Here is a 1,155-nt window from a genome sequence, read left to right as displayed (position 1 = left end):
CCCGAGGAGGAGCGGACGATGTCCATGTCGAACATCAAGTGGTTCGCCCCCACCGGCGAGCCGGACGTGCCGCCCGCACCTCGCGCTTGGTCAGCTGCCCGTCGTGCTCGAACGCCTCGTCCGGCAGCCCGGGGACGCGGGGGAGCGGGACGTGTCCCGGGTCAGACATTGCCGAGCACCCGGGTCACCTGGATCTCGATCACGACACGGTCGGGGTTCACCCGGGGGGCGCGGTAGCGCAGCGCGTACCGGCGCTCGGCGTCGGCGACCTCCTCGGGGGTGTCCCGGAGCACCGCACGCCCCTCCAGGGTGGACCAGCGCCGCCCGTCGACCTGGCAGACGGCGGCCGGCGCGCCCGCCGGACCCGCGGCGGCCACCAGCCGGCCCTTGTACGACCCGCGCGAGGTGATGACCCGGGCGATCGCCGTGCCGACGTCGAGCGTCACCCCGACGGGCACCATGTGCGGCGTCCCGTCGGACCGGACGGTGGTCAGCGTGCACAGGTGCCGCTCATGCCAGAACGCGTCGAACCCCTCGCCGAGCCCGGTCAGGTCCGGCCGCGTGGCCCCCACAAGCATCACGTCACCCCAATGGTCGTCGGTACGTTCACCCGATGACGAACCCCCGTGGCGTACCGTCGCGGGGTGCCGCCCTCTCCCGGTGCCGGGCAGGGCGCGCCGCACGTCACCCGTGGCGGGGCCAGAGTGTACTCGGAGACGGGGGTGGCGGCCGAGGCCAGGGTCCTTCACACCGGGCCGGGCACGGCGTGGGTGAAGCCACCGCCAAGGTCAGACCGGGTCAGACCGGTTCAGACGACCCGGACCCGCTCGGCAGCAGCAGCGCGACCAGCACGCCCACCCCGCACAGGGCGGCGGTGATCAGGAAGATCTCGCTGTACTCGGTGTGCAGCGCCGCCCTGACCTTCTCCTCGTACTCGGCCAGCCGGATGGCGTACACGGCCGGGTCCACGCCGAAGGGCAGCGGGGTGTCCAGGTCCGCGGTGAGGGACTGGAAGCGGTGGAAGCCCCAGGCGGACAGCGCGGCGACGCCGAGCAGCATGCCCATCATCCGGGCCACGACCACCGCCGCATCCCGGCGCGCCGCCGCACAGAATGGAGATCATGACTCCACGACGGCTCTACCACGGCACGGGCC

The 1,155-nt window shown here is 73.2% G+C and carries 3 protein-coding genes; all 3 read right to left on the bottom strand.

Annotated elements, in window-relative coordinates; all coding sequences use genetic code 11:
* Nucleotides 1-34 precede the first annotated feature (34 nt).
* The 3 genes from ABZ260_RS51370 to ABZ260_RS51360 all read right to left on the bottom strand — a co-directional run bounded on the left by ABZ260_RS51370 (nt 35) and on the right by ABZ260_RS51360 (nt 1,083).
* Nucleotides 35-169, bottom strand: coding sequence for a hypothetical protein (locus tag ABZ260_RS51370; RefSeq protein WP_355633331.1), 135 nt, complete (start codon nt 167-169; stop codon nt 35-37).
* Nucleotides 162-578: a pyridoxamine 5'-phosphate oxidase family protein gene (locus ABZ260_RS51365; RefSeq protein ID WP_355633330.1), complete on the bottom strand. Its 417-nt coding sequence runs from the start codon at nt 576-578 to the stop codon at nt 162-164. The genes ABZ260_RS51370 and ABZ260_RS51365 overlap by 8 nt, the downstream gene beginning before the upstream one ends.
* Nucleotides 579-798: 220 nt before the next feature.
* Nucleotides 799-1,083 (bottom strand): hypothetical protein, encoded by a 285-nt coding sequence (locus ABZ260_RS51360; RefSeq protein ID WP_355633329.1) that lies wholly within the window; start codon nt 1,081-1,083, stop codon nt 799-801.
* Between the last annotated feature and the right edge of the window lie 72 nt (nt 1,084-1,155).

This window comes from Streptosporangium sp. NPDC006013 (assembly GCF_040614275.1).
Taxonomy (GTDB): domain Bacteria; phylum Actinomycetota; class Actinomycetes; order Streptosporangiales; family Streptosporangiaceae; genus Streptosporangium.
The sequence above is the reverse complement of the archived record's forward strand: the minus strand, read 5'-3'. Positions and strand labels throughout refer to the sequence as shown.